At 46.3% G+C, this 25,738-nt stretch carries 28 protein-coding genes; 9 read left to right on the top strand and 19 right to left on the bottom strand.

Annotated features, from left to right (window positions below; all coding sequences use genetic code 11):
* Window positions 1–17: 17 nt before the first annotated feature.
* The 6 genes from HH301_RS16550 to lgt all read right to left on the bottom strand — a co-directional run bounded on the left by HH301_RS16550 (window position 18) and on the right by lgt (window position 5,453).
* Window positions 18–665, bottom strand: a complete 648-nt coding sequence (locus HH301_RS16550; protein WP_169570156.1) for a 50S ribosomal protein L25/general stress protein Ctc — start codon at window positions 663–665, stop codon at window positions 18–20.
* Window positions 666–759: 94 nt separating this feature from the next.
* The gene (locus HH301_RS16545) at window positions 760–1,695 is read right to left on the bottom strand and encodes a ribose-phosphate pyrophosphokinase (protein WP_169570155.1); all 936 of its coding nucleotides are present in this window, start codon (window positions 1,693–1,695) and stop codon (window positions 760–762) included.
* Between the two features lie 152 nt (window positions 1,696–1,847).
* Window positions 1,848–2,597: a hypothetical protein gene (locus HH301_RS16540; protein WP_169570154.1), complete on the bottom strand. Its 750-nt coding sequence runs from the start codon at window positions 2,595–2,597 to the stop codon at window positions 1,848–1,850.
* Between the two features lie 206 nt (window positions 2,598–2,803).
* Window positions 2,804–3,568, bottom strand: coding sequence for a peptidoglycan editing factor PgeF (gene pgeF / locus HH301_RS16535; RefSeq protein WP_169570153.1), 765 nt, complete (start codon window positions 3,566–3,568; stop codon window positions 2,804–2,806).
* The gene (locus HH301_RS16530; RefSeq protein WP_169570152.1) at window positions 3,568–4,650 is read right to left on the bottom strand and encodes a class I SAM-dependent methyltransferase; all 1,083 of its coding nucleotides are present in this window, start codon (window positions 4,648–4,650) and stop codon (window positions 3,568–3,570) included. Before HH301_RS16530 ends, pgeF begins: the two co-directional genes overlap by 1 nt.
* Window positions 4,647–5,453, bottom strand: a complete 807-nt coding sequence (lgt, locus tag HH301_RS16525) for a prolipoprotein diacylglyceryl transferase (RefSeq protein ID WP_169570151.1) — start codon at window positions 5,451–5,453, stop codon at window positions 4,647–4,649. Before lgt ends, HH301_RS16530 begins: the two co-directional genes overlap by 4 nt.
* A gap of 144 nt (window positions 5,454–5,597) precedes the next feature.
* On the opposite strand from lgt, the gene HH301_RS16520 reads away from it, so the two are divergent.
* The 7 genes from HH301_RS16520 to HH301_RS16490 all read left to right on the top strand — a co-directional run bounded on the left by HH301_RS16520 (window position 5,598) and on the right by HH301_RS16490 (window position 9,565).
* Window positions 5,598–5,894 (top strand): accessory factor UbiK family protein, encoded by a 297-nt coding sequence (locus HH301_RS16520; RefSeq protein ID WP_206378393.1) that lies wholly within the window; start codon window positions 5,598–5,600, stop codon window positions 5,892–5,894.
* Between the two features lie 234 nt (window positions 5,895–6,128).
* A complete protein-coding gene (locus HH301_RS16515; RefSeq protein ID WP_169570149.1) occupies window positions 6,129–6,635 on the top strand; it encodes a type III secretion system chaperone family protein in 507 nt (168 codons plus the stop codon).
* A gap of 4 nt (window positions 6,636–6,639) precedes the next feature.
* Complete coding sequence (proC, locus tag HH301_RS16510) at window positions 6,640–7,452, top strand: pyrroline-5-carboxylate reductase (protein WP_169570148.1); 813 nt, start codon at window positions 6,640–6,642, stop codon at window positions 7,450–7,452.
* A gap of 59 nt (window positions 7,453–7,511) precedes the next feature.
* Entirely contained in the window at window positions 7,512–8,330 is an 819-nt protein-coding gene (gene proC / locus HH301_RS16505) for a pyrroline-5-carboxylate reductase (RefSeq protein WP_169570147.1), read from the top strand.
* A 44-nt stretch (window positions 8,331–8,374) separates the two neighbouring features.
* The gene (locus HH301_RS16500; protein WP_169570146.1) at window positions 8,375–8,791 is read left to right on the top strand and encodes a hypothetical protein; all 417 of its coding nucleotides are present in this window, start codon (window positions 8,375–8,377) and stop codon (window positions 8,789–8,791) included.
* Window positions 8,792–8,843: 52 nt separating this feature from the next.
* Window positions 8,844–9,194, top strand: a complete 351-nt coding sequence (locus HH301_RS16495; RefSeq protein ID WP_169570145.1) for a tRNA-binding protein — start codon at window positions 8,844–8,846, stop codon at window positions 9,192–9,194.
* A 14-nt stretch (window positions 9,195–9,208) separates the two neighbouring features.
* On the top strand, window positions 9,209–9,565 hold the full coding sequence (locus HH301_RS16490; protein WP_169570144.1) for a hypothetical protein: 357 nt from the start codon (window positions 9,209–9,211) through the stop codon (window positions 9,563–9,565).
* Here the strand turns inward: HH301_RS16490 and HH301_RS16485 are convergent.
* From HH301_RS16485 to HH301_RS16475, 3 genes are read right to left on the bottom strand one after another with little or no spacing between them, the layout of a single operon-like run.
* Window positions 9,549–10,889 carry an ATP-binding protein gene (locus tag HH301_RS16485; protein ID WP_169570143.1) on the bottom strand — a complete coding sequence of 447 codons (1,341 nt, stop codon included), beginning with the start codon at window positions 10,887–10,889 and terminating at the stop codon, window positions 9,549–9,551. The two genes, HH301_RS16490 and HH301_RS16485, sit on opposite strands and share 17 nt — an antisense overlap.
* Window positions 10,890–10,904: 15 nt before the next feature.
* Window positions 10,905–11,588 carry a response regulator gene (locus HH301_RS16480; RefSeq protein ID WP_169570142.1) on the bottom strand — a complete coding sequence of 228 codons (684 nt, stop codon included), beginning with the start codon at window positions 11,586–11,588 and terminating at the stop codon, window positions 10,905–10,907.
* 28 nt (window positions 11,589–11,616) lie between these two features.
* The gene (locus HH301_RS16475) at window positions 11,617–12,111 is read right to left on the bottom strand and encodes a MarR family winged helix-turn-helix transcriptional regulator (protein ID WP_169570141.1); all 495 of its coding nucleotides are present in this window, start codon (window positions 12,109–12,111) and stop codon (window positions 11,617–11,619) included.
* 304 nt (window positions 12,112–12,415) lie between these two features.
* On the opposite strand from HH301_RS16475, the gene HH301_RS16470 reads away from it, so the two are divergent.
* Window positions 12,416–13,951, top strand: a complete 1,536-nt coding sequence (locus HH301_RS16470) for an SEL1-like repeat protein (protein ID WP_169570140.1) — start codon at window positions 12,416–12,418, stop codon at window positions 13,949–13,951.
* Here the strand turns inward: HH301_RS16470 and HH301_RS16465 are convergent, their stop codons facing one another.
* From HH301_RS16465 to HH301_RS16425, 9 genes are all read right to left on the bottom strand, one after another.
* Window positions 13,952–14,401: a molybdenum cofactor biosynthesis protein MoaE gene (locus HH301_RS16465; protein ID WP_338091387.1), complete on the bottom strand. Its 450-nt coding sequence runs from the start codon at window positions 14,399–14,401 to the stop codon at window positions 13,952–13,954.
* A gap of 2 nt (window positions 14,402–14,403) precedes the next feature.
* Window positions 14,404–14,655, bottom strand: a complete 252-nt coding sequence (moaD, locus tag HH301_RS16460) for a molybdopterin converting factor subunit 1 (RefSeq protein ID WP_169570139.1) — start codon at window positions 14,653–14,655, stop codon at window positions 14,404–14,406.
* Entirely contained in the window at window positions 14,652–16,430 is a 1,779-nt protein-coding gene (locus HH301_RS16455) for a bifunctional molybdopterin-guanine dinucleotide biosynthesis adaptor protein MobB/molybdopterin molybdotransferase MoeA (protein WP_169570138.1), read from the bottom strand. The genes moaD and HH301_RS16455 overlap by 4 nt, the downstream gene beginning before the upstream one ends.
* Window positions 16,420–16,986: a CDP-diacylglycerol--glycerol-3-phosphate 3-phosphatidyltransferase gene (pgsA, locus tag HH301_RS16450; protein WP_169570137.1), complete on the bottom strand. Its 567-nt coding sequence runs from the start codon at window positions 16,984–16,986 to the stop codon at window positions 16,420–16,422. The genes HH301_RS16455 and pgsA overlap by 11 nt, the downstream gene beginning before the upstream one ends.
* 83 nt (window positions 16,987–17,069) lie before the next feature.
* Window positions 17,070–18,962 (bottom strand): excinuclease ABC subunit UvrC, encoded by a 1,893-nt coding sequence (gene uvrC, locus HH301_RS16445; RefSeq protein WP_169570136.1) that lies wholly within the window; start codon window positions 18,960–18,962, stop codon window positions 17,070–17,072.
* Window positions 18,963–19,361: 399 nt separating this feature from the next.
* The gene (gene folB, locus HH301_RS16440) at window positions 19,362–19,775 is read right to left on the bottom strand and encodes a dihydroneopterin aldolase (protein ID WP_169570135.1); all 414 of its coding nucleotides are present in this window, start codon (window positions 19,773–19,775) and stop codon (window positions 19,362–19,364) included.
* A 1-nt stretch (window position 19,776) separates the two neighbouring features.
* Complete coding sequence (locus HH301_RS16435) at window positions 19,777–20,529, bottom strand: SDR family oxidoreductase (protein WP_169570134.1); 753 nt, start codon at window positions 20,527–20,529, stop codon at window positions 19,777–19,779.
* 54 nt (window positions 20,530–20,583) lie between these two features.
* Complete coding sequence (locus HH301_RS16430; protein WP_169570133.1) at window positions 20,584–21,558, bottom strand: calcium/sodium antiporter; 975 nt, start codon at window positions 21,556–21,558, stop codon at window positions 20,584–20,586.
* A 168-nt stretch (window positions 21,559–21,726) separates the two neighbouring features.
* Window positions 21,727–22,656 carry a TraB/GumN family protein gene (locus tag HH301_RS16425; RefSeq protein WP_169570132.1) on the bottom strand — a complete coding sequence of 310 codons (930 nt, stop codon included), beginning with the start codon at window positions 22,654–22,656 and terminating at the stop codon, window positions 21,727–21,729.
* 116 nt (window positions 22,657–22,772) lie between these two features.
* Between HH301_RS16425 and modA the strand changes: the two genes are divergently transcribed.
* The gene (gene modA, locus HH301_RS16420; protein ID WP_169570131.1) at window positions 22,773–23,534 is read left to right on the top strand and encodes a molybdate ABC transporter substrate-binding protein; all 762 of its coding nucleotides are present in this window, start codon (window positions 22,773–22,775) and stop codon (window positions 23,532–23,534) included.
* A gap of 29 nt (window positions 23,535–23,563) precedes the next feature.
* On the opposite strand, the gene uvrB is transcribed toward modA, so the two are convergent.
* Window positions 23,564–25,720, bottom strand: coding sequence for an excinuclease ABC subunit UvrB (gene uvrB / locus HH301_RS16415; RefSeq protein ID WP_169570130.1), 2,157 nt, complete (start codon window positions 25,718–25,720; stop codon window positions 23,564–23,566).
* Between the last annotated feature and the right edge of the window lie 18 nt (window positions 25,721–25,738).

Here is a 25,738-nt window from a genome sequence, read left to right as displayed (position 1 = left end):
TTCTTATTCCTGTGCTGTTATTCGCTGTCTTCAGAAGTTTCCGGAGCGGCTTCAGCTGCAGCTTCGTCTTCACCTTCTTCGTCTGTTGTTTCAGTAACAACAGTCGGTGCCGCAATTGTCGCAACTGTAAAGTCACGATCCGTAATTGTTGGCTCTGCACCATCTGGCAGGTCGAAGTCAGAAATATGGATACTGTCACCAATATCGAATTTAGACAGATCAACTTCAATGGCCTCTGGAATTGCTGTCGCAGAGACCATCAGTTCCACTTCATGCCGAACTACGTTCAGAACACCACCGCGAATGAGACCCTGACATTTGTCTTCATTCAGGAAGTTCACTGCAACGTTCACAGCGATTTGGGATTTGGCGGAAACGCGAAGGAAGTCAACGTGAACTGGGCTGTCCTTTACAGGGTGCAGCTGAATATCACGAGGCAGGACTTGATATTTGTCCTTTCCAACCTGCACATTGCAGATTGTGGAGAGGAACCCACCTCTGTTGATGTACTTGACCAGTTCTTTCATTTCCAATGAAATAGAAACAGGCTCTTTTTTGTCTCCATAAATTACCGCAGGGGTGCGGCCTTCACGACGCAAAGCACGGGAGGTCCCCTTTCCTACCCGGTCGCGTTTTTCTGCAAGCAGTGTTACAGTATCGCTCATTACAATTCTCCTTACGAACGAGCAACACCGGGCAAAACCCGGTGCTAGTTAAGTGCGTGCCTCCAGGGGTGCCCGCACAATGATACCTGAATGATTAATCAAACAGGCTGGAAACCGAAGTTTCCTGTGAAATCCGTTTCATTGCCTCACCGATCAGGGGGGCAACTGAAATCTGGCGCATTTTTTCAGAAACCTTGAAGGCTTCTGTTGCCAGAATACTGTCTGTTGTGACCATTTCGACCAGAGCAGAATCTTTGATCCGGTTGATTGCGCCACCAGAAAGGACACCATGCGTCACATATCCAACGACGCGTTTGGCACCCTTTTCCATCAACGCACCAGCGGCATTACAGAGAGTTCCCGCACTATCAACGATATCATCGACCAGAATACAGGTCTGGCCTTCAACATCGCCAATGATATTCATAACTTCTGAAACGCCCGCGCGTTCCCGGCGCTTATCGACGATTGCGAGATTGGCGTCAAGTCTTTTAGCGAAAGCACGGGCACGAACCACCCCACCAACGTCCGGGGAGACAATCGTAATGTCTTCACCTCGGCCGTAATGTTCTTCAATATCTGGTACAATAACGGGCGCTGAAAACAAGTTATCGGTTGGAATGTCAAAGAAACCCTGGATCTGACCTGCATGCAGATCCATTGTCAGGACCCTGTCTGCACCAGCTGTTGTGATCAGGTTTGCAACAAGTTTGGCAGAAATTGGTGTTCTAGGTCCGGGCTTACGATCCTGACGGGCGTACCCGAAATAGGGGACAACAGCAGTGATTCGCTTTGCTGACGCGCGTCTCAAAGCATCGGTTGTGACCAGGAGTTCCATTAAATGGTCGTTGGCAGGGTATGATGTTGGCTGGATGATAAACACATCTTCACCGCGAACATTTTCATGGATTTCGACAAAAATTTCATTGTCAGAGAAGCGCCGGATCGCGGCATTTGTAAGTGGCAGTTCCAAATATTTAGCGACCGCTTCCGAGAGGGGAAGGTTGCTGTTACCTGACAGGATTTTCATTTGAACAGTCCTCTAGCCATTAGGCTCAGTTCAACTCTAATACACAAACTTGTAACGAGACTATGATAAGCGCGCTCAAGCGGGGCGGAACTTACCAAGGTGATCCCATCCTGTAAACGGTTTATGAGCTAAAAAGATGAATCAAAGCTGCATTATTTTGACTTGCGACTGAAATAGGCAGCTTCCACTTCATTCAGGAGCTTAAAGATACCACTTGCTCCGCCTTTTGCGGCAGCAATCGCAACCGGGCCCCAAGGACCATTTAACGAGCCTGCCCTGATTCTGTTGCGTTGTTCAACTTTGCCGACATATTCACCATTTTGGCGTTCGAGTTGCCACAGAATGCTGATGACTTGAGATCCTTTCTTGGCCGGGGTCATCGAGACCTTACCTTTAAGGATATAACTGGCATGCCAAGGCTCAGGCAAAACATCTAACCCTAAGGCAATAATGTTCTCTTGCATTGCTGCGGCGAGGCTTTCTGAACCGTCACCAGGTGCGCCCTCGACAATGGGAATGAAGAGCGTGGGTTTTTTCAATGCATCAAAATTGACACCCGAGCCTCCAAGCAAGACGTCGATTTCACTCGCACTCTTTAGCGCAATAGGCTCTAGATCATTGTCAAAAAGACAGGGCCCTGTGGCCACACTGCCTATTTCCTGAGTTGTTGCTAGCCCAATTTCCTGATCTAAAGGATTGAAGATTTTCCAGGTCACATAGCTTTTGCCCTGCTCAAGGAACACTTCACCTTTAACGCTATACCTGTTTGTGATTGGTTCACCTGTAAAGGCAGCAATACCTAGTTTTTGAAGCTGCTTAGCTAGATCTTCTCGGAGATCCTCCGGACCGTTTTTGATGGAAGGGACATATAATGAAGCACGAGGACCCGGCGCGTTTGCCACGCTTGTTTTCTGCCGAGGTTGAAAGGGGCGTTCCAACGGCTGGCAGGCCATTAACGCAGCGCAGAGGCATAGAAATACTGTTCTTTTTATAAATTTAGAGAGCACAGGTCGCTAAAAGCCCAAGAATACAGAGGAAGATGAAAATGATGAGGTGAGGCATGGGATAATATATCTGAAGCTTCGTGTTGGATCGCTAACGACTTTTCCTAAACGAGGGTAATGGCAGAAAGTTGGCGCCCATAGTCAGGTTCCTTTCGATGGCAAGTTCGCCGATAACTGTAAAAAAGATCTTCTTCTTTATATGTGTCCAAAGTGAGTCGTTCTACTGATTTCAAAGGAAGCGAGTTTAGATCATCAAGAACCAGCCCGGTCAAATCGAATAAGAAATGACCACTTTTTGAAGAGGGTATAAAATATTTCCGGTTTTCAGAGTTCTTTTTCAGAAACGGTTCAGGAAATTCCGGGCCAACTTCATAAGATGGTTGTTGGATAGAAGGACCAATAGCTGCGTGTATTTCTTTAACCTCAGCGCCAAGCGAAACCATTTCATCAATTACATTTTCAAAAATACCTGAAAGTGTGCCTTTCCATCCTGAATGTGCCGCGCCAATAACGCTGTTTTTTGCATCGTAGAACAGAATGGGCACACAGTCGGCAGTGAGTATTCCAAGTGCGACGTTCCTTTGGTTGGTCACCATCGCATCCCCCTTTGGGCGCGTGTTCGGATCACTGTTTTCGTCGATGGCAATTACATCAGCACTATGAATTTGATAGAGGGTGTAGAGATTGGCTGCAGGCACATTCAGTTCTGCCATGGCACGCTTTCTATTCTCTGCAACGGCCACAGCATCATCGTTTGACCCCGGTCCACAATTAAGGCCTGCATATATACCCTCTGAAACCCCGTTTTCGCGGGTGAAAAAGGCATGTTGTACACCAGCATTAGTCAGATTTTTGGCTTTCACATACATTAGCTAAATCCGGCAGGCCCTTCATTCATTCCATGATGAAAACTGAATGCTTTGAACAGCGTACCCATTCCTGAGTTGCTGACAAGACGTTTTAAATCCTCAGTAATTCGTTTTTTCGTGGCTTCATCAGCATTTCGAGAAAGTGACAAGGCTCTGGCTTCAATGCCAAGACGCTCGAGAAAACGACCTTGTGTGGCAATTGGGGTAGGGGAGCAGCCCTGCTTTTTCGCGACCGAAGCTAGCTTGGCAAAATCCACATGCGCCGTTAGATCATGAGATCCTGGGTTGGCTAATGGATCTACAAACTTGTGATTTTTTACGGCCTGGAAGCTGTCGCCAAATCCACTTTCCATTGGGCCATAATCAATAAATAGAGCCACACCGTTTTGATTAGATAATCGCAGAGCAAGATCTTTAACAACGTCCATTGCTGCTGCGGGCAACTCAAAGATAACTCCCTTTTCAATCCCCGAGATAGAAGGCAGCTCAGTATTGGTGCGCACATCTGCAACAGGTTCTGTCACTAAAGTAAGAGCGGTGTCTAAAAGGGCGACTTTTCGCTCCAACCAACAGTCTTCAGTGGCTTCAAACTGGCGAATTGGAAGGGCGTCAAGAAATTCGTTTCCAATCAGGATCAACGGAAGATCGCTTGGAAGGTCCTGTATGGACTGGTGCCAAGTGACAGTATAATCGCGGAGAGTCGCTTGCTGGACTGTTTGAAGTTTCCGGCTTCCCTCAACCAAATGAATATCTGCTGCTTCCAAGAACTCTGGAACCAGACTGGCGCTTCTAAGCGCATCCTGCATGAGAGTCCCTTGACCGGGTCCCACTTCAGCTAAAATAAATTTATTTGGCGCTCCCAGCTTTACCCAGCAATCCACACACCATAGTCCAATCAATTCTCCAAACATCTGGCTAATATCTGGTGCTGTGATGAAATCTCCTTTTGCACCAAGTGGATTGGCTCTTTGATAATAGCCATGTTCCGGATGCATGAGCGCCAAATTCATAAACTCATCCAGCGGCATTGGACCTTTTTCCTGGATCTGGGCCCAAATAATTTGATCTAGCGGAGTTGTCATGATTTGCGGGCTGAATGCCAAATAAGCAACAGACCAATGAGGATCATGGGAACGGATAGCAGCTGCCCCATGGTTGAGCCTCCGATTAGGAAACCTAAATGAGCATCAGGTTGGCGGAAAAGCTCTACGAAAGATCTGGCAAGTGCATAACCAATCAAAAAGAGACCAGAGAGAACTCCGGGCTTGGATCCAAATGGAGTTCTTCGCACTATCATTATGATCAGGAAAAGAAGAAGTCCCTCCAAAATCGCTTCATATAGCTGGCTGGGGTGACGAGGGAGTGGGCCTCCGTTTGGAAAGACCATCGCCCATGGCGCATCACTGACCCGGCCAAAAAGCTCACCATTAATAAAATTCGCGACACGACCGAAAAAAAGGCCGATAGGCGCGACCGTTGCCAGCATATCTGCAAGTTCCAGGGTCGGAAGCTTGTGTTTACGGCAGAAAAGAAATGCCGAAATAACAACGCCCAAAAATCCTCCGTGGAAAGACATTCCACCTTGCCATACTTTGAGAATTTCAACTGGGTTTGCGATATAGAATTCAGGTTTGTAAAAAATTACATAGCCTAATCGACCTCCCAGAATAACGCCCAATGTCGCCCACATCAGAAAGTCGTCGATATGTGCAGGGGAAATTGAACTTTTTGGAGATTTTGCGAAATGGATCATCAATCGCCAACCAATTACAAGGCCGGCAATGTAAGCTAGCGCATACCAGCGTATTGCGAACGGACCAATACTGAAAAGTATCGGATCAATTTCGGGGTATGAAAGTGCAGATAGTGAAGATATCCAAGTCATGGCGCTAGACTATATCGTGTGCTTCCAAAACCGCAATAAGAACTGCTGTTGTGATCGGGATTTATCTGAAGTCCAGAGTTCTAACGACTTGCATTTTTTGTCGCAGCAACTCATATTGTTGTTGTAGAATGAAGGACTTATGTGATGCAATCTGACTCAAAAATTTTCGACGACTTTGCCAAACTCGCCTCTGGTGCTCTTGGTACAGCTCAAGGCATGAAAGCGGAGATGGACAACTTGATGCATCAGCAGATGGAGCGGATGCTTTCTAAGATGGACCTCGTCCCTCGCGATGAGTTTGATGCTGTCAAAGCAATGGTTGTTTCCCTCAGTGATAAGGTGGAGCAACAGGAAGAGGTGATTAAGGAGTTGAAAGCTCAGTTGGCCAAAAAGGCACCGGCAAAAAGGTCTGCCTCCTCGACCTCGAAAAAGAAAAGCTGAATTTTTGCAGATTTCTCCGATCTGTTTCAGTTTCAGGCAGGTTATCCACAAGAAAAATGAATTTTAACCACCTTTTGACTTGCGCGACATAGAAGCGTTGGTTACGCTATATATATGGTTGCTGAATATTGAAGCTACCATATATGGCCCGAACCGGAATTTCTGTGTTTATAGGTGGAAATGCGGGCGCATTTGACCCAAGGCGCGGAAACTTCTGAAAGATGGAGACCCGCCATGACGACACTTCTTCTGTCATCTGAAGAAACAGATGTATGCAATCCACTGGATATTGTTGAAACTATTATTGACCAAAATGACTGGGATTATGACCGTCAGGGCAATAATGAGCTGACTGTTGGGGTGGAAGGCAGTTGGTGCCAATATCACCTTTGGTTTTCATGGAGGCCAGATCTCCGCGCAATCCATTTTTCCTGCGCTTATGATATAAAGATACCTGACAAGAATATGGCCGTTATTTATGAATTGATGGCTATGATTAATGAGCGTCTGTTTGTTGGCCATTTTGATGCTTGGCGTGATGAAGGGTTGCTCATGTTCCGTCATGCGTTACTTCTCAACAAGAGTGGCGATCTGGAAGAAGAGCAGGCGCAAACCCTCCTTGAAATGGGCATGAAAGAACTGGATCGCTTTTACCCAGCAATTCAATTCTGCATTTGGGGTGGAAAGTCACCTGAAGATGCGCTAGATGCAGCCATGTTAGAAACTATGGGTGAAGCTTAATCAAATGAGCATGTCAGTATTGTTGGTTGGGTGCGGTAATATGGGCCGTGCCATGTTGGGTGGCTGGATTGAACAGGGGGTCAAACCTAATGATATTGTCGTTGTTGATCCTTCATCAGATAATCGAGAAAAAGCTGCGAACCTCGGAAGCCGGACTTTCTCCTCACCTCTATTGATTGAGGAAGGCTATTGTCCGGACGTTCTCATCTTAGCAGTGAAGCCTCAGGTTATTGCAGATGTATTGGAGAGTTATCGGGGATATGCGGATCAAGGGGCTCTCGTGATCTCTATTGCTGCTGGTACACAGATTAAATTGTTCGAAGAAAGTTTTGGTGAAAAAGCAGCCATTATCCGAACAATGCCCAATACACCTGCGGCGATCCGTCGGGGAATGATGGTTTCCTATGCAAATGAAAATGTTTCCGATCATCAGCGTAAGCTGTGCGATGTATTGATGCAGGCAATTGGTGACACCGCTTGGATTGAAGATGAAGGCCTGATGGATGCAGTAACAGGCCTCTCAGGTTCGGGCCCCGCTTATGTTTTTTATATGATCGAGTGTATGAAAGCGGCAGGTGTTGCTGCAGGTCTATCCGATGAGCTGGCATTGCAATTGGCGAAAACGACCGTTGCTGGTGCTGGAGAACTTGCTCTCGTTTCGACAGATGCGGTTGAGCAATTGCGGGTCAATGTGACAAGTCCAAATGGTACAACTGCGGCCGGCCTTGAGGTGCTGATGGCGGATGACGGTTTAAAACCCTTGATGGACAAGACCGTTAGAGCTGCTGCTAATAGATCGAAAGAGCTCGGAAAGTAACTTTAAAGTGTAAAATTTATAAAAATATACTCCTTTTTAGTGCTTAAGGAGTATGTGGTATGAAGTTTAAAACACTATTAGTTGGTTGTGGCAATATGGGGCAGGCGATGCTTCGGGGGTGGCTCAACAAAGGGTTTGCCCCTGGTTCTATTGCTGTTGTGAATAAATCACTGGATCGGTTGGGTGGATTTCAGGATGAAGGAGTCCATTGCTATGCGTCGTCAGTTGATATCCGCCGCGGGTTTAAACCCGACGCTATTGTCTTCGCTGTCAAGCCAAACCAGATCGCAGCAATCTCTCCAGAGTATAAAAAGTATGCAAAAAAAGGCTCTTTGATTATTTCTGTCGCAGCCGGGATCAAGCTTGCGGAACTGGAATCCTCATTGGACCAATCCTCTGCAGTTGTGAGGACAATGCCAAACACGCCTGCTGCCATTGGGCGTGGTATGCTTGTATCGGTCGCAAACCAAAATGTATCCGATGAGCAGAGAGAAATATGTGATCAGTTGATGGCTGCTTGCGGTGAAACAGCATGGATCGAAAAAGAAGAGCAGATGGATGCAGTCACAGGGCTATCCGGCTCAGGGCCTGCATATGTTTTTTATCTAATTGAGGCCATGAAAAAGGCTGGTGTGGCGAACGGTTTGCCTGAAGATCTGGCACTTAAACTTGCAAAACAGACCGTTCTTGGTGCCGGAGAACTCGCTTCGCAATCTGATCTGTGTGTAGGTACGCTCAGGGAGAATGTCACAAGTCCAAACGGAACGACAGCGGCGGGACTAGAGGTGCTAATGGCGGAAGACGGTTTAAAGCCGTTAATGGAGCGAACAGTTCGAGCCGCAACTACAAGATCTATCGAATTATCCAAAAACTCTTAAAGGTAGAAATAAAAGTGGCATATGCACTCTTTTAGGGAGTGCGTATGTCAATCAATGATGCGAATGGAACAGAAACCCATTTGGCTGGAAAGCTATTAATCCCCGATTTGACGGCTTTGCATGGAAGTCAGCAACACAGTTTTAAGGCGATGCAGACCGTTACTTCTGAAGTAGCAGCTGGTTTTGCTGAAATAACAAAGTCGCAGTCTTCTTTTTTGAATCAAGCATTAGCGGAATTTGAGAAAAACTTAAAAAGAGATATCGGATCTTCAAAAAACCCTGTGGACCTGAGTGCCATGCAGGAAAGACTTTCAAAAACAGAAGATCTGTCCAAGAGTATGGAGACTATATCGCAAACAGTACTCTCTATATCGAGGAAGTCCTCTGAAAATGTTATCAAGGCGGTTGAACAATCGATGGCAAAAATTGACCTAGCGGCAACTAAATTTTCGGGTGGTTAATCCTGAGCGTGTCTCTAGAATAACCCTTATTTTAATACTTAAAGAGGGTTTAATGTCTGATTTAGAGAGCGAGATAGCGTTTCAGGATTTCTTGAAAGTAGATATACGGGTGGGAAAAATTGTTGAAGCCGAGGAATTTCCGGAGGCTAGGAAACCAGCATACAAGCTTAAAATCGACTTTGGCGACGACATAGGGATTAAGAAAAGCTCAGCGCAGATTACGGTGCTATATACCCGCGAAGAACTAGTGGGAAAACGGATTGCTGCCGTTGTGAACTTTCCACCGCGCCAGATCGGACCTGTTATGTCTGAAGTCCTTGTTTTGGGGTTTAGTGATGCCAATGGGGCGATTTCTCTAATTAGCCCGGATCATGAAGTTCCTATCGGCGGTCGACTGCACTAAAGGAGAGAGGGCGGTTGGAGACAGAGACACATTTTACAATGCCACAAGCCCCTGATCTGAAGGCTCTGTTTAGGCAGCATCAGGAGGAATTGACTTCTGCACATCAAAAAGCAGATCAACTTCTCCAATCGTTACGAAAAAAAGATGAACAGACAGCCTCTCTTGTGGATGCCTATCAAAAAGAGATTGAACAGGTTCAACTGATTGCGAAAGCGGTTGTCAATCCACCCACTGCCATGGCAGCGGTTCCTGCTGTTTTAGCATTAGCAAACACGACCTCCGCCAAAGCACCGGCCTGTGACAACGGTCTACAGAAAATGTTCTCTGAGTGTATTAATGCGATAGAAGCTCACTCTACCACGGAAGGATAAGTTGAATTCGCAGTCCACCAAGTGGACTTTCCCCGAGGGCAATCTGCCCGCCATGGCTGTGAATAATATCCCTGGCGATGGTCATACCCAATCCGCTTCCACCTGTCTCTGAATTTCTGGAAGTATCCATCCGGAAAAAGGGTTTAAAGACATCCTGCCTTTTTTCTTCGGGAATACCTGGACCATTATCATCGATTGTGATGAGGATATATTCTTCTTTTGCGCTTAAGGTGACCTGAATTTCGCCCGCATAACGTCGCGCATTTTCAATCAGGTTCATCAGGCATCGTTTAATGCTATTAGGTCGTAACTTTTTAGAAATAGATCGCGGTCCTTCAAGAGAAATCAAAGCACCCTGCCGCCGGGCATTCTCGCAGACTTCACCAACAAGTTCCGCGAGATTTACCGGGCGCTCACTTTCCGCTTCCTGCCCTTTTGCAAAAGCCAAGTAGCCCTCCACCATATTGCTCATATCCTGAACATCACCGAGTAGATTATCCCTAGCCTCTTTATCGTCGAGCATCTCCAGCTGAAGTTTCATTCGGGTGAGTGGGGTGCGCAGATCATGGCTGACCCCAGCCAACATTTCAGTCCTTTGCGTAATTTGCCGGTGGATCCGGTTTTTCATTTCATGAAAAGCGATGGAGGCAAGGCGGATTTCTTGTGCGCCAGAGGGCTTGAAATCTTCAACTTCTTGGCCTTTACCAAATTTTTCAGCGGCTTCTGCTAGTTGTCGAATTGGTCGCATCTGATTGCGAAGGAAGATAACAGCAATAGCAAGCAACGTGATGGAAATTCCCACCATCCACATCACAAAGATATATGTCGTACTTGAAAAGAGGCGCTTGTCCCTAACGACAACGCTAAGAACATGATCAGGTAACTGTACGCGAATATTAACTGTTTCCAGACGATCATTAGTTTTGATGGTAAAGGCGCGACCGGGTAGGCTGTTCTGCAGTTCCCGAGCCATATGCTTCTCCAAAAACCCAAAATCATCTGAGTGGTCTTCGGGAATTCGGACTTCTGTGCCTTCTTCAAACGAAACTGTTAATCTCATTTGATCCCGTGCAATGCTCAGGATACTCTCGCGGGCTTCAACTCCTGGAAATCTGTCAGTCAATGAAATGACGCTTGCAATTTCCCCGGAAACTCCTTGAGCGAGGCGTCTTGCCACATTATTCCAATGTCGTTCATAAAAAATATAGGTTGCGAGAACTTGTAGCAAAATTGTTGGAAGCACCACGATTAGCAAGGATCTGCCAAAAAGAGTTCTTGGCATTATTTTTTTCAGGATCCCAACATATGGTGCATTTATTTTCATCAGCCGCGACCCGGTTTAATCTGCCCAAAGGACGTAACCTTCACCGCGAACGGTTTGAAGGTATCTGGGTATTTTTGGATCATCCTCGATTTTTCGTCGCAGTCTTGTAATTTGGACATCAACTGCGCGACCTTGCGTTCCGCTGTTTAAGGAAAGATCATCACGGGAAATCGGAACTCCTGGCGACGTAGCGAGGCTTTTTAAAAGGACCTGCTCGGTAGAGGTTAAGTTAATAACCTGATTATCCTTACTCAGCTCACCACGCGAAATATCGAAGCTGAAGGCACCGAAGTTTACTTCCGACACAGGTTCTTGTAAGGATCGCTTCAATATCGACGAAACCCTCAGAAGGAGTTCACGAGGTTCAAATGGCTTTGTCAGATAGTCATCTACACCGGCCTCAAGGCCATCTATGCGGTCCTCGGTTTCAGCCATAGCGGTCAGCATAAGGATAGCAATATTCTGATTAGGGCCTGTTGTGCTTCGAATAGTATGTGCAAATGACAGACCATCTTGCCCTGGCATCATTCGATCCAAGACCATTAAGTCAAAAGAAATTCCAGCCATTTTCTGGGCGGCAACTTCAGCTGTTTCGGCAACTGTAACTCGATATCCGTTGTCAGAGAGATACTTCCGGAGCAAGGACGCCAAACGCGTATCATCATCGACAACAAGAATATGAGGTGCGTTATCTTTCATAATGAACTGTCATATAGTGTCAGCAATGCTATTTTTTGAGTATCCGCTTCATGGTTTGTTCGCGATCAGACTCCTTGATCAAGCCCTCCAAGACTTTCCGGTAGCCAGCGACCGCTTCACCCCCCGCCTCTCGGAATGCTCTAGCAACCTGTTGTTGTTGAACGGTGCTGATTTCTTTTTCCAGTTTGACCCCTTTATCAGTTAAAGAAAGGAGCCTTTGGCGGCGGTCTGTAACCCCTGCTTTTTGAGCGACAAAACCACGTTCAACTAAAGCGTTCAACACACGGCTGAGGCTTTGCTTTGTAATTTGAAGAATGTCCAGAAGCTCTGAGACTGTAATCCCTGGGTTGCGACCAACAAAATGGATTACTCTATGATGTGCACGTCCAAAATTGTACTTCTTTAGGATTTGATCAGGGCCGTCTGTAAAGTCCCTGTATGCAAAAAAGAGCAGTTCAATACATTGTCTGAGTTCCTCTTCCCTAAGGAAAAGAGGATTAGTTCCTGTTTTTACATCAGCCATTTTTACTCAAACTTCTCAATACATTCGTATAAAGCATCAAATTAGGTCTTATAGCATTCCTCATGCGTTACGTTTCACAACTATAACTGAATAATTATCAAAGATGATAGGTGTTCTTTTTAGGTTTGTTTGGGGCGAGGGACCTTTTGACTTCTCAATGTGATGAATTAAGAGAGAATTAGCATATATACTGATCCAGATGGGTTGTGCCTGAAGCTCTCTTTTTCTTTTGAAAATAGGTGGTATAAAGGGTATTCATTACGTCAGTGTTGAACGAAAAAATATAGGTTAGGTCTTACTCACAATGAGATTGTTACGTACAGCTATACTGGCAGGAATGCTTGTTCTGCCGACGAGTTTGGCGTTTGCAACATATGAGGATGGACTAAAAGCGTATAACAGTGGCGACTTCAAACAAGCGGCTACGCTTTGGGAAGAGTTGGCGATCGCTGGAAACGTGAACGCACAGTATAATCTCGGTGTTATTTATGAACGCGGCGGTCAGGACCAACCAAAGGATTTGGCTGTTGCTTATGGGTGGTATCGTTTAGCTGCCGCTCAGAAGATGCCTGAAGCAGAGCAGGCGGTTTCCAGATTGCAGGAAATTCTGACATCAGGTCAGATCGAAGATGGGAACAAGTATGCGGTAACAGTTCTTGGCCAATGGTACCGTCAGACTGTGGGCTTGTCTGACGAAGATTATAAGAAAATCATTGAGGCCAGAGCAGCTCGTGAAAAGGCAAAAATTGAAGCTGAGAACCGACAAGCTGCGGAAAGAGCAAGGCGTCAACGCGAACTCATAGCAAAACGGGACGCTGACGCAAAGCTTGCAAAGAAGCTTGAAGAACAAAGTCGGCAGGCTGCTATTGAAGCTGCACGGCAACAGGCTGAAGAGGCTAAGCGCAAGGCATATTTAGCCCAGAAGCAGCGAGAAGAAGAAGAGCGGATGGCTCGCCTTCGCGCGGAGAAGAAAAAACAAGACGAGAGAAATGCAGCTCTTCAAAGGCTTGCAGAACTCAAAGCCAAACAAAAAGCGACGACACAAACTGGATCAACAAGCATGCAGTCCAGTTCGGTGACCTCGGAAGCTGCGCCGTTGACTTCTTCACAATCGACTACTTCATTGCAACAGCAAGTGCCGAAAACTGCTGTAACTAATCAGCCGGTTGCAAGAACCTCTGTTGAAAAAACAAGTCCGCCAAAACCTGTTCAATCGGTAAGCCAGGCGCCCAAGTCAGCTGAAGTTCAAGCGGATGCCCCTAAAACTGCAGCGAAACAGACTGTTGAGACCCGAAGGCAGCAGGCTACGGCATCAAAAACGACTTCTGAACCTGCTCAACCAGTGAAAGCGGCAGCTTCTGAAGCGAAAAAAGAGGAAGTTATTGCCTCCAATCCTGTTGTGGAGGCACCAAAGGTGGAAGCAAAACCAAAGGCTGCTCCAGTTACAGAAACTCAAAAAGAAAAGATCGTAACTCCAAAGGTTGAAGAGCAAAAACCTGCAACCGTTGCCGTTCTTCCAAAACCAAAGCCCGAACCAAAGCAAGAAGCCCCTAAGGCTTCGATGCCGGTTATTTCTAATGGATTGGATCAAGGAGTTGTTGCCCAGATCTTGGAAAGATCTGAAAGCACTCCTCTTGATACAGCTTCAGCCAAGGCAGAAATAGCGGCGAGCCGAAATGATATTGAAGCCTTGAAATGGTCGCTTATATCAGCAGCTCGTGGAAAAGCCGGAGCGAAAGACATGAACGAGCGACTTATGGCAAATATGTCTGAAGTGCAGATTGTAGAGGCAAATCGTCGTGCGGCAGATTGGATCTTGAAGCGTCAGGCGCGGCAGTAATCACTCCCACCTTTTTGCGGCATCTAGGTCTGAATGCCTTTCTTCTACCCAGCCTGAATTTCCATCTGTCTTTTCTTCAAGTTTCCAGAAGGGAGCCTTGGTTTTAAGCCAGTCCATCAAGAATTCTGCAGCTTCAAATGCGTCTTTTCGATGAGCTGATGCGGTAATAACAAGTACGATGGGCTCAGTGACTTCCATTCGGCCGTACCGATGGATGATGAGACAATCGTCTAACTCCCATCGTTTGCGAGCTTCTTCCTCAATCTGAGCCAGTTCCTTTTCTGTCATTCCTGGATAATGTTCCAGGGTTAAACTTGTGATCCCCGAACCATCATTAAAATCACGAACAAGACCAGTAAAGGTTACGACCGCACCAATATTCGTTGCGCCCGCGGTGAGTTTTTTGATTTCTTCGCCTGTATCAAAGATTTCAGACTGAACCCGGATCACTATCAGCCTCCTGTTACAGGTGGGAAGAACGCAACTTCTTCTGTTCCATTTAGGGGTATATCTTCCGTTACATATTCCTGATTGACAGCAATTCGAACGACGGAGAGATCTGAGAGAGCTGACTGGTAAGGCTCTCCTTTTGCTTTTAGCCAATCGATGAGCCCATAGAGAGTGTTCACTTCAGGAGGAGGGGTCACGTCTTCTTCTGGTGAGCCGATCTGCGTTCTAAGCCAAGCAAAATAAAGTATCTTCATCTATACAACTCTGACAGGGGTATGAATTTTACATTATCATCTTCTGAGACATGTGTGCAATCTGCGTCAAGTTCAATCAATCCATTGGCCCAGGTCAAGGAAGTAATCAGTCCAGATCCTTGACTGTAAAATTTTGCAACTCTGGGTGTGCCTTGTGCATCCATAGAATATTGTCCTCTCAACCATTCCATGCGTCCAGGTTTTTTCGTCATGGAAAAGGCGGCTTTAGCAATGATTGGCGTTGGCGGGCGATAGCTCTCCCCCCTGAGTTTGGCAATTATTGGCCGAATAAATTGAAGGCAACAAACCATAGCTGCAACTGGATTGCCCGGAAGCCCAACAAAAATAGCGGCTCCAATGTGACCAATTGCAAGTGGGCGCCCCGGCTTGATAGCAATTTTCCAAAAATGAAGGTTTCCTAGATTGCGAACTGCGCTCTTTACATGGTCTTCCTCACCCATTGAAACGCCCCCAGATGTGATCAATAGATCATTTTCAATTGAGGCTTCTTTGAGTTTTGATTGGAGCAGATCCGGATCATCTGGAAGAATGCCGTAATCTGTAATTTTAATGCCATATGATCTTAGGATTGCCTCAAGCATATAGCGATTACTGTCATATATGTGACCTGTTTCAAGTATGCTTCCAGGTTCCTGGAGCTCATTGCCTGTGGAAAAAAGAGCTACATTTAGAGGAGAGAAAACTGGGACTTTGAAAATCCCTAAGCTGGCCAAACGACCAATATGTGGTGGGCTCAATAATGTGCCTTTCGGGATCGCAAGCTCACCAAGTTTAATGTCTTCCCCGGCTATACGACGATTGACACCTTCTCTTAGTCCGGAAGGGAGGGTCACGGTATTTCCATCTACAGTTACGTCTTCTAACATCGCAACTGTGTCCGCGCCTCTTGGCATTTGAGCACCGGTGAATATTTTGATGCATTCGCCAGGTTGTAAATTTGAATGGGGAGCGTCTCCTGCAGCAGTGCGACCAACACATTTCAGGATGAGGTCCGAAGAGTTTTCATAGTCCGCATAATTAAATGCATAACCATCTACCGCGGAGTTATCAGCGGGAGGCAGGTTAATGGGGGACGCGATGTCTTCAGATATTATTTTACCGAGACTTTCATGTAGTGTTGAGGTTGTGTTTTCACTGATACAATTCGTTGTATTCAGAATAAGGGTTTGAGCTTCCTCTACACTGACCATCTGATCTGGTGCGGCATAGCAATCATTGATTTCTCTGGAAGGCCGTGTTTCGCTCTTTTTGTCTGCCAGGAAATCAACAATAAAATCCGCGATCGACTTTACGTTATCCAAGTCAAGAATTGGCAGGTCGGTGTCAAGCTCCCTTAATGTGGTTGCAACGGCTACAACATTCTTATTCTCTAAAAACAAGGGATCTTGGGTTCCAACACCACGGAAGACTTCAATTCTTGGAAAGTTTTCGCTTTTGAAGCCCTCTATCAAAATGAGATCAGTTTCGCTCATTGAAGTGAGAAGTTCTTTCAATGTCGCTTCGCTGGCTTCTTTGTTTTCATGCATGAGTGCCCAGCGGTGGGTTGAGGAAATTACAACTTCTTTTGCGCCCGCTAAGCGATGCTCAAAGCTATCTTTTCCCGGCTTGTCGATGTCAAATTTATGATGCGCGTGCTTGATTGTGGAGACACTGATGCCTCTTTCATTCAGCTCCGGAATAAGACGAGTAATGAGATGTGTTTTTCCATTCCCGCTCCAACCAGAAATACCAAATATCTGACGCTTAGCGACCATCCTGATCCATCATGTGCTGTAGGCCGAGCCGCAAGTAGTCATAACCAGTCCATACGGTTAAAAGCCCTGCAAGCCAAAGTAGGATATTCCCAACTAGCAATGCATCAAAACTCTTCTGAACAGCCGGGCCACCTAATAGGAAACAAAGCGCTAGAATCTGAAACGTGGTTTTCCATTTTGCCAACCGGCTAACAGGCATTCCAACCCTCAGCTCAGCTAAATATTCTCGAAGCCCGGATACCATAATTTCTCGGCATAGGATGATCACGGCGGGGATCAATTGCCAGTCAGTAATTCGATCTACACCAACCAAAAATAAGAGTGCCGCAGCGACAAGAAGTTTATCGGCTACAGGATCTAAAAATCGTCCAAGGTTTGAGGTTTGTTTATTGCGGCGTGCCAAATAACCATCGAAGAAATCCGTAATCCCAGCTGCTATAAATAGCCCCAGCGGAACCCAACTGGACGCATCGCCCGGCAGATAAAAGGATGCAAGCAAGAGTGGAATGACAGCAATGCGTGATAGCGTCAATAAATTTGGCAACCGAAATAACATGCCCAAGAACCCAACTGGAGTATTGATCTAGCGGGCAGTATAGGAGCAGGTTTTAAAGAGGGAAAGGAGTGATTTTTAAAAGATTATTCATGGAGATAATCGTGGATCTGCTTTGCAAGTTTTTTGGAGATCCCTTCAACGGACTCAAGATCTGCTAAAGCGGCGTCAAGGACACCTTTTGCAGAACCAAAATGATTAAGCAGCGCTTTTTTCCGTTTGCCACCTATGCCAGGAATTTCATCGAGAGGAGACTTCCCAATTGCTTTGGATCGTTTTGCTCTGTGGGTTGTAATGGCATAGTTGTGGACTTCATCGCGAAGACGCTGAAGAAAATAAAGGGTTGGATCATTTTGAGGTAAAGAAAAGGGTGATTTACCAGGTAAGAAAAATCTTTCCCGCCCGGCGTGTCGATCCGGGCCTTTGGCGATACCAGCAAGCTTAACATCTTGGATGTCGAGATTATTGAATACCTCAAGTGCTGCTGACAATTGACCAAGACCGCCATCAATTAGGACAAGATCAGGCCATTGCTCACGTGAGCCGGAGCCTTCGCCAATCCTATCAGGGTCTTCTTTTTGGAGTCTTGAAAACCGCCGCGACAGGACTTCCCGCATCATGCCGTAGTCATCGCCTGGTGCTAGGTCCTTGTCTTTAATGTTGAATTTACGATAACTTTTTTTCTCAAACCCTTCTGGTCCAGCGACAATAAGGGCGCCTACCTGATGAGAACCCTGGATATGGCTGTTGTCATAAACTTCAATTCTTTGCGGTGCTTTTTCCATTTCAAAAAGCTTTCCTACCGCCTCAAGCAGCCGTTTCTGAGATGCATTTTCTGCGAGTTTACGCTCCAACGCTCCCCGTGCATTCAAGAGAGCATGATCAAGCATTTCCCTCTTTGGGCCTCGTTTGGGAGTGGAAATTTCAATCTTTTTCTCCGCTCTGACGGAGAGAGCTTCGCTTAGTAGAGTCACCTCGGACGGTGTGTGGCTAACCCAGATATTCTTGGGCGCTGGATGCGTGTCGTAAAACTGCCCAATAAATGCACCCAGGACTTCTTCTGGGCCTTCCTCTTTTGTATGGCTTGGGTAGTGAGCTCGGTTTCCTAAGTTTTGGCCGGATCGAATAAAGAAGACCTGAACGCATGTTTGCCCACCTTCCTGGTGAGCCGCAATTACATCTGCTTCATCAATATTGGGAAGATTTATGGTCTGCTTGGCCTGGATATGGGCCATCGCTTTGAGGCGATCGCGTAAGACTGCAGCTAGTTCAAAGTCCAGATTGTCACTAGCGGTTTGCATCCGATCTGCCAGCTGTTGCTGGATGGCGTGGCTTTTTCCGGAAAGAAAGGAGCGCGCCTCATCAACAATCACTTTGTAGTCCTCTTCGGAAATTCGGCCAACGCAAGGCGCGGAACATCTTTTGATTTGGTATTGCAGACAAGGACGTGTACGCGTGTTGAAATCTGAGTCGCTGCAGGAGCGCAATGGGAAAAGCCGTTGGAAAGTTGCTAGAGTATCGTTGACGGCGCCGGCTGAAGCAAAGGGACCAAAATATTCCCCTTTTCGATTGCGAGCGCCACGATGTTTTGTAATTTGCGGCCAATCATGATCGCCTGTTATCAAAATGTAGGGGAAGGATTTATCATCTCTCAGGATGATGTTGTAGCGGGGTTTCAGCTTCTTGATTAGGTTTGCTTCAAGAAGTAGGGCTTCCACTTCAGTGTGCGTGGAGACAAACTCCATCGCATAAGTTAAGGAAACCATTCTCAGGATGCGGGATGATTGTCCTGTTATTTTTGTGTAGCTGCTGACCCTGTTTTTTAGGTTTTTGGCCTTCCCTACATATAGTACCTGCTCATTCTTATCGAGCATCCGATATACGCCGGGTGTGGACGGAAGTGTTTTCAAAAACCGCTTAATGACGTTTGAACCTCTGGCAAAAGAGGATTCTTGGTTTTCGAGTGCTGATTCTGTCATTTCCTATTGATTCAACGCTTCGTTTTAAGGGTCAAGATGAAAGGTTACTTTTAACAAGTTGGTCTAAGCTACTTAATAACAAGACACATTAGCGTTTATGTTATTTTTTAAAATTCTGAGTTTACAGTTTTTTGACACTATCCACCGAACCTGTGGATAACTTTGTGCGTAAGTCTGTGGGATTGATCTAAACCCCCTATAAACCTTGACGTTGCTCCTTGCTGCCTAATTTTTAGTCAATAATGTAAGTTATTGATTTTATTCAGTTATTTAAAAGTCAAGGATCGCAAACCAAGATTTGTTACTTTTTTCAAACTGTTTTGCACTGTTTCATGGGCACTTCTGGTTGCTGTGCACAACTATAGCTAAGTATTAAGAAAAAACTGGATTTTTGAGTTGCTAATCACGTGTTCTTGTGATTTCGACACCAACGCTTCCAGCATTCTGCAAAGCCTGCAATTTCTCTACTTTTACAGTCACACTCACTATTCGCCGATTCTTGAAGCAGATATCAGTGATCTTTTCGGCCAGTGTTTCAACAAGGTTGATATGTTCTTCTTTTACGAGCTTCTCAACCGCTTTTGCGATTGTTTCGTAGCAGATGACATTACGATAGTCGTCATTGATCGGCCCGTCATGATTTTCAACTTCAAGCACAATATTTAGTCGGACAGGTTGCTCGGCAAGTTTTTCATGCTCATAAACCCCGATCAGCATAGTGACTAGTAGGTCATGTATAAATACGCGGTGAGTTGAGGGTGCCGATACTGCTATGGGAAGATGTGTTACTTCCTTGGGGTCCATCAGGCTCATGTTACTCTTCCTCGGTCATAATCGTGTACGGTAAGTGTTGTCCGCCATCCATGGCAAGGAACTCACCGGTAATTGATCTGCTTTTTAGCAGAAACTGAACGCCTTCGGAAATTTCTTCTGGGCTGGCCCCTCGTTTCAGGGGTACTTGCTCGATTTGCCGCTTGAATTGTTCAGGTGTCTGGCGTTTGCTTGGCAAAGTGGGACCCGGGCCGATCGCATTTACGCGTATTGCCGGCGCGAGTTCCATTGCTGCCGTTTGGGTAAAAGTCCATAGGGCTGATTTACTAAGCGTATAAGACATAAAGCCAGGTCTCAGGTTGAAAACTCGCTGATCAATGATGTTGATAACAGTCGGGTCTTCTAACTGATCCAAATTGTCCTGGGAGGCAAACGCTTGTGTAAGGAGAACCGGCGCTAATAAATTTGTTTGCATATGGTTTGTGAAAGACGTGTCAGTGAGACTGGGAAGATCATCTTTATCGAACACGGATGCATTATTAATCAGCGTATTTATAGGGCCCAGCTTTCGAGCAGCATTTTCAAAGCAGACTTTAATTTCGTCCGAATTGGATAAATCAGCGGGTGCAAGCGCCGCTCTGACACCTATTTCTTCCAACTCGGATTTCAGGCTAAGAGCATCATCAGCAGATTTGTTGTGATGTATTGATATATTCCAGCCATTGCGAGCCAAGTTAAGTGCAATAGCTTTTCCGATCCGCTTTGCTGCGCCGGAAATGAAAGCATGTTTTTCCATTTGAAATATGGATCTCAGTCTCTGTTGTTATTTCTGGTTCGATGAGGCGAAGCTCTAGATGCTTGCCACTGAATAAACACCAGACATACCATAAAATTGAGAAAGAACATATGCTACATAGCCAAACAAAAGGCCTATCCCTGCAATGCGGCCAATTGGCTTTTTCAAGAAAAAGAGGCCAATTAAAAGAGCTGATGCGAGTAGCATTACAAAGAGGTCAAAAGAGAGGATCTGCTGAGGTGCCGTCATCGGCTTGATCATGGCTGTAACCCCAATAATCCCAGTGATATTAAATAGATTCGATCCAAGCACATTTCCGATCGCAACATCGCCATGGCGTCTGAAGGCAGCAATCAGGGACGTGGCAAGTTCCGGTAAAGAAGTCCCAAGGGCAACAAGTGTCAAGCCGATGATTTCTTCTGAAACGCCAGCCGTAGTCGCAATATTAACTGCGCCAAGCACAAGGAGACGGGAGCCCAGAACAAGGCCTGCAAGGCCACCCAGAATGAAAAGGAAACTGACCCAAGGGGTTTTGGGCATGTTTTCCTCATATTCTTCCAACGCCTCATCAGCTGCAAGATCTCCTTCTTTTTTCGCCCGCCGATACGCCATATACATGACCGCAACCAGGACACTTGTCAGTATAAAACCCTGCCAGAATGCGATGGCGCCGGTCCAAGCCAGAACTGTGAAAAGAAGAGAGCCACCGATTACAATAAGGGTGTCCCGGATTGCAGATTGATTGTCACAGGTTAGGGGATAGATGATTGCAGGTGCACCTAGCACAAGAAGAATATTGGCAATATTACTGCCCACGACATTCCCTACAGCAATGCCTGAGGCGCCATCAAGAGCGGCTTGCACACAGACAACAAGCTCCGGAGCGGAAGTGCCGAATGCGACAATGGTAAAGCCGATAATCAGTTTGGAAATATTAAACTGCTCTGCCAGAGCAACGGATCCTCTGACCAGTAATTCGCCGCAAACCAGCAAAACGACCAGACCTGCAGCAACCTGAAGATACATCATGATGTAAGCTTACCTAGATCCTTCATTTAAACTCCTGAGACACTGTATCACCGCTGCGAGGGCACCAGAGTATATAGACATGCTAAGAAGTCAGTAAAAGGGGTAATTCCACCTTTCGCACTATTTGTGGCGTTTATGCGACAGTAAGTTTCAGTGGCTAATTTGGATCTAAAAACGGCGACGTAGAGAATAGCCTTTAATTTTCAGTAGGTTAAGAATTCCGCGCTCTCCGGGTAGGTGTAGCGCACCTACGGCCACAAAGCTAGAAGATGTTTCGAGTTTATCAATCATCCGCTTCGTCATGGTTTCATTTCTTTTCAAGATAAGACGCTCTTCAAGAAACTCGACAAGTTCGGGACTGGCGCTTTGCAAGTCTTCCTCCATGTTGCAAAAGAACCAGTTGATCTCACCCCGAAGATAATGCTGGGTGAGGGTTTCAAGTTCTGAATCTAAATCGGGATATGCTTTGATTGCTGCGTCCAGGAGTTCCAATTGAGCTTGTTCTGTCAGGTTATCAAACAGTCCTAACTGTTCTTCGGCGGTTTCAAGTGGATGGATGGCTTTTCCTTGAGATTGGGCGAAACGTTCCAGTTCCCGATCTAAAAGTGTGAGTTGTCCTTTGGAAACTGACTTGCTGCTTGGAGGTTGCGACAGAATTGAGGCAATTGCCCAGATTTTGAATTGTTCAATCGATTTTATGGTCATGCCATAGTCTCGCATAATGGGCTTGAGGGCATCGTGTCGCTCTGGACCAACCAGCTCCCTTAGGTTTTGACCAAATGGCGATAACATTAACTGGCGGCTTTTTTGTACATTTTCACGAGTAAGTTGCGTCTCAAGTATGAAGGTATCTGATTTGTTGAGGGCTTGCATCACAACCCCAGGGAGGTGAAGAATTCGCGGATCTTTCGAATGCATGGTCCCAAACACGTAGCTCTTGGGGCCATTATCCTTTTGAATCTCCCATAATTTTCCTTTGCCAAATGGCATGTTTTGGCATTCGGGTTGAGCCTCTGACCGAACAGGAGAAATGAGAACAAGGAAGGAAATGAGGCAAATTGTTAGATTGAGAAGTGAATACTTGCGCTGAAATTTCATCGAACCTACCCTTTGTCTCATCTAGCATACCTCGTTATCTTATGATTAAGATGTGTTGGATCTAAGGCAATACCTAAAATCTGGGTGGTGCCGGCGCGCTGGCAGGAGCCTTAGGGATGCGAGTTGTTTTACCATTAATCTGTTTGATATTCAGTTTTGCGGTAACCGCCTTTTCGAATGAGCGGGAAGGCCCCCTTATTTTTGCCGCCGCGAGTTTATCAGCCCCCTTGACCGAGGTAGGTTTGCTTTACGAAAGGGAAACCGGTCAAAAAGTTCGTTTTTCTTTTGCAGGGAGTTCAACCTTGGCCAAGCAGATTGCCGCTGGCGCTGAGGTAGGGCTTTATATTTCAGCAAACCGGAAGTGGGTTGACTATTTGATTGATCAGGGCAGTGTTGCTGCGAATAGAACCACCGTTCTGTTTTCAAATTCGCTTGTTGTTATTGCTCCTGTAGACGAGGAAAAAGACAGTCATCCGAAACAACTCAGTGATCTAGCCAATTGGCTTGAGGGAGGCAGGATTGCGGTGGGTGATCCAGATCATGTTCCTGCGGGTAGTTATGCAAAAGAAGCAATGATCAGCGCCGGTGTCTGGCAGGTGTTGAGGGGTAGACTTCTTCGTCAGCCGAATGTGAAAAGTGCATTGGCCCTGGTTGTTCGGGGGGAAGCTGTGGCCGGAATAGTTTATGAAACTGACGTCGTCGGAATTTCAGACGTAAAGAAGCTGTTTAGTATTGATCAGACCCTGCATACACCTATTAGGTATGTCGCAGCCGAAATCGGCCAAAGTCTTTCTGGAAGTGTGTCAGAATTTTATCAGTTCCTGAAAGGGGACGGTGCCAAAAAGATTTTTAAAGATTATGGATTTATAGTCTTTTAGTGGTCAAATCGAGACACCAGAGGAAATAACTACTTTCGTCCCCGTTTGCCGCCAAGTGTTTTTCCGCTGCTAATCCGGCCAGCGGTTGAACGGCCAAGGGGTTGCCCTTTGCCAGAATCGCCAATTCCAAGCTCCCGATCTTGGAGTTGTTTGATTTCGTCTCGTAATCTTGCAGCCTCTTCAAATTCCAAATCGGCGGCTGCATCTCGCATTTTCTTCTCAAGTGCCTCAATATGGGCAGTGATATTGTTGCCGATCAGGTTGTTTGCATCAGACAAGCCAATATCCACATCATGGTGATCCTGCTCGTAAACACTCTCCATAATGTCATCGATGTTTTTACGGACAGATGCTGGTGTAATGTTGTGCTCCAGGTTGTACGCCTGTTGCTTCTCACGGCGGCGCTGAGTTTCATTTAACGCCCGTTCCATGCTGCCTGTCATTTTATCGGCATAGAGGATCACGCGGCCATCCACATTTCTGGCGGCTCGGCCAATGGTCTGGATGAGAGAGGTTTCCGAACGCAGGAAACCTTCCTTGTCTGCATCCAAGATGGCAACCAATGCACATTCAGGAATATCCAGCCCTTCGCGAAGGAGGTTGATCCCAACCAGAACATCAAAAGTTCCGAGTCTAAGATCCCGAATGATTTCTATTCTTTCTAACGTGTCGATATCTGAATGGAGATACCGAACCTTAATCCCATTTTCATGAAAATATTCTGTAAGGTCCTCGGCCATTTTCTTGGTGAGGGTCGTGACCAGTACACGTTGCCCTTTGGCGGCAGCCTCTTTGCATTCACCCATCAAATCATCGACTTGGCTTTCAACGGGTCGAATTATACATTCCGGATCAATGAGGCCTGTAGGTCTGATAACTTGTTCAGAGAAGGTGCCGCCCGTTCTCTCCAATTCCCAGTTTCCAGGAGTGGCTGAGACAAACATGGTCTGAGGACGCATTAAGTCCCACTCCTCAAATTTAAGAGGGCGGTTGTCCCGGCAAGATGGCAGACGGAAACCATAATCTGCCAAAGTAGATTTCCGGCTTGCATCCCCTTTGTACATGGCTCCAAGCTGGCTGACGGTGACATGGCTTTCATCCACGACAAGCAGCGCATTATCTGGGAGATATTCGAACAAGGTCGGTGGTGGATCGCCGGGATTTCGGCCAGACAGGTACCGGGAATAATTTTCAATACCGGCGCAGGTTCCTGTTGCTTCCATCATTTCCAGATCGAATGTTGTTCTTTGCTCAAGGCGTTGTGCTTCCAGAAGCTTATTTCGAGTTTCAAACTCGGCAAGGCGTTCCTTCAGCTCGGCTTTTATCTTGGATTGGGCCTGACGCAGTGTGGGCTTAGGGGTTACATAATGGCTGTTTGCATAAACGCGGATTTCATTTAGTTTCCCCGTTTTTTCACCAGTCAGTGGATCGAATTCGATAATTTCTTCTAGCTCATCTCCAAACAGGGAGAGCCGCCATGCCTGGTCTTCAAGGTGAGCAGGAAAGATTTCGATTGTGTCGCCGCGTGCCCGGAAAGTGCCTCGTGTGAAACTGGCGTCATTTCGCCGATACTGGATTTCAACCAGATCCTTTAACAATTTCTGACGATCCAGCATTTGACCTTTTTTTAGGGTCATCGTCATTTCACTATATGTTTCGACCGAGCCGATACCATAGATGCATGACACAGAAGCCACTATGATAACGTCATCTCTCTCAAGTAAGGCACGGGTGGCTGAGTGACGCAGCCTATCGATTTGTTCATTGATAGACGCATCTTTTTCAATGTAGGTGTCAGTGCGAGGGACGTATGCTTCTGGCTGATAATAATCGTAATACGAGACAAAATACTCAACGGAGTTATTCGGAAAGAAAGCTTTCATCTCTCCATAGAGCTGCGCTGCTAGTGTTTTATTGTGTGCCAGAATAAGAGTGGGGCGTTGAACTTGCTCAATAACTTTCGCCATCGTATAGGTCTTGCCAGACCCGGTTACACCCAAGAGGACCTGATCTTTTTCGCCCTGTGTTATTCCTTCGCACAACTCCTTTATAGCCTGGGGTTGATCCCCGGCGGGTTCAAATTCCGAAACGACTTGAAATGCAATGCCGCCTTCCGACTTTTCTGGGCGTTCCGGTCGGTGTGGAATGAACTCGTTTGATGTTGCGCTTTTGTTCTCTTGGGCCATAGCCCTTTTATAGGGTTA

The organism is Sneathiella limimaris (assembly GCF_012932565.1).
GTDB classification, from domain to species: domain Bacteria; phylum Pseudomonadota; class Alphaproteobacteria; order Sneathiellales; family Sneathiellaceae; genus Sneathiella; species Sneathiella limimaris.
This window is presented reverse-complemented; position numbering and strand designations above follow the sequence as displayed.

Excerpts from the sequence above, each read along its gene's own strand:
- HH301_RS16485 (WP_169570143.1), bottom strand. The coding sequence starts at position 10,889 with ATGAAAATAAATGCACCATATGTTGGGATCCTGAAAAAAATAATGCCA.
- lgt (WP_169570151.1), bottom strand. The coding sequence starts at position 5,453 with ATGACTTGGATATCTTCACTATCTGCACTTTCATACCCCGAAATTGAT.
- pgeF (WP_169570153.1), bottom strand. The coding sequence starts at position 3,568 with ATGTATGTGAAAGCCAAAAATCTGACTAATGCTGGTGTACAACATGCC.
- HH301_RS16470 (WP_169570140.1), top strand. The coding sequence starts at position 12,416 with ATGAGATTGTTACGTACAGCTATACTGGCAGGAATGCTTGTTCTGCCG.
- HH301_RS16480 (WP_169570142.1), bottom strand. The coding sequence starts at position 11,588 with ATGAAAGATAACGCACCTCATATTCTTGTTGTCGATGATGATACGCGT.
- HH301_RS16520 (WP_206378393.1), top strand. The coding sequence starts at position 5,598 with ATGCAATCTGACTCAAAAATTTTCGACGACTTTGCCAAACTCGCCTCT.
- uvrB (WP_169570130.1), bottom strand. The coding sequence starts at position 25,720 with ATGGCCCAAGAGAACAAAAGCGCAACATCAAACGAGTTCATTCCACAC.
- HH301_RS16515 (WP_169570149.1), top strand. The coding sequence starts at position 6,129 with ATGACGACACTTCTTCTGTCATCTGAAGAAACAGATGTATGCAATCCA.
- proC (WP_169570148.1), top strand. The coding sequence starts at position 6,640 with ATGAGCATGTCAGTATTGTTGGTTGGGTGCGGTAATATGGGCCGTGCC.
- HH301_RS16435 (WP_169570134.1), bottom strand. The coding sequence starts at position 20,529 with ATGGAAAAACATGCTTTCATTTCCGGCGCAGCAAAGCGGATCGGAAAA.
- moaD (WP_169570139.1), bottom strand. The coding sequence starts at position 14,655 with ATGAAGATACTTTATTTTGCTTGGCTTAGAACGCAGATCGGCTCACCA.
- HH301_RS16425 (WP_169570132.1), bottom strand. The coding sequence starts at position 22,656 with ATGAAATTTCAGCGCAAGTATTCACTTCTCAATCTAACAATTTGCCTC.
- HH301_RS16475 (WP_169570141.1), bottom strand. The coding sequence starts at position 12,111 with ATGGCTGATGTAAAAACAGGAACTAATCCTCTTTTCCTTAGGGAAGAG.
- HH301_RS16430 (WP_169570133.1), bottom strand. The coding sequence starts at position 21,558 with ATGATGTATCTTCAGGTTGCTGCAGGTCTGGTCGTTTTGCTGGTTTGC.
- folB (WP_169570135.1), bottom strand. The coding sequence starts at position 19,775 with ATGAGCCTGATGGACCCCAAGGAAGTAACACATCTTCCCATAGCAGTA.
- HH301_RS16550 (WP_169570156.1), bottom strand. The coding sequence starts at position 665 with ATGAGCGATACTGTAACACTGCTTGCAGAAAAACGCGACCGGGTAGGA.
- uvrC (WP_169570136.1), bottom strand. The coding sequence starts at position 18,962 with ATGACAGAATCAGCACTCGAAAACCAAGAATCCTCTTTTGCCAGAGGT.
- proC (WP_169570147.1), top strand. The coding sequence starts at position 7,512 with ATGAAGTTTAAAACACTATTAGTTGGTTGTGGCAATATGGGGCAGGCG.
- HH301_RS16495 (WP_169570145.1), top strand. The coding sequence starts at position 8,844 with ATGTCTGATTTAGAGAGCGAGATAGCGTTTCAGGATTTCTTGAAAGTA.
- HH301_RS16530 (WP_169570152.1), bottom strand. The coding sequence starts at position 4,650 with ATGACAACTCCGCTAGATCAAATTATTTGGGCCCAGATCCAGGAAAAA.
- HH301_RS16455 (WP_169570138.1), bottom strand. The coding sequence starts at position 16,430 with ATGGTCGCTAAGCGTCAGATATTTGGTATTTCTGGTTGGAGCGGGAAT.
- modA (WP_169570131.1), top strand. The coding sequence starts at position 22,773 with ATGCGAGTTGTTTTACCATTAATCTGTTTGATATTCAGTTTTGCGGTA.
- HH301_RS16545 (WP_169570155.1), bottom strand. The coding sequence starts at position 1,695 with ATGAAAATCCTGTCAGGTAACAGCAACCTTCCCCTCTCGGAAGCGGTC.
- HH301_RS16500 (WP_169570146.1), top strand. The coding sequence starts at position 8,375 with ATGTCAATCAATGATGCGAATGGAACAGAAACCCATTTGGCTGGAAAG.
- pgsA (WP_169570137.1), bottom strand. The coding sequence starts at position 16,986 with ATGTTATTTCGGTTGCCAAATTTATTGACGCTATCACGCATTGCTGTC.